The 453-nt window shown below is 77.0% G+C and carries 1 pseudogene; it reads right to left on the bottom strand.

Features of this window, described 5'->3' with window-relative positions:
* Nucleotides 1-453 (bottom strand): annotated as a pseudogene (locus RKE29_RS30455) (hypothetical protein); the annotation flags it as partial.

Raw genomic sequence — 453 nt, 5'->3', positions numbered from 1 at the left:
TGGCCGGGGAAGACGAACACCGTACGGGGGGTGCCGGCCGTGGCGGTCCCGGTGGTGACCGTGGGGTGGGGCTGGTCGGCGGCCACCGCTGCCAGGCCGGGCAGGAAGTCCGCCGGCTGCGTCCCGTGGACCACCGCCCGGTAGGCGAACGCGGGCCGTCCCGTGGCCAGCGTGTGCGCGACCCTGGCCACGTCAACCGGGCCCCGGCCGGTGCTGGTGTCGGCGCTGATCCGGTCGTGCAGCCGACGGGCCACCGCACGCAGCCCGGGCTCGGACTTGGCCGACAGCAGCCACACCACCGGCAGCCCGCCACCGGCCTCCGCGCCCGCGTCCGGCCCGGCGGCCGTCTGGACGTCTTCCCGCGCGTCTTCACCCGGGGCCGCCGTGTCCGGGACGTCCTTCGCCGGGGCGTCCTGCTCGGCGGGTGCCTGTTCGAGGATGACGTGCGCGTTG

It is taken from the genome of Streptomyces sp. B1866 (genome assembly GCF_031932565.1).
Classification (GTDB): domain Bacteria; phylum Actinomycetota; class Actinomycetes; order Streptomycetales; family Streptomycetaceae; genus Streptomyces.
This window is presented reverse-complemented; position numbering and strand designations above follow the sequence as displayed.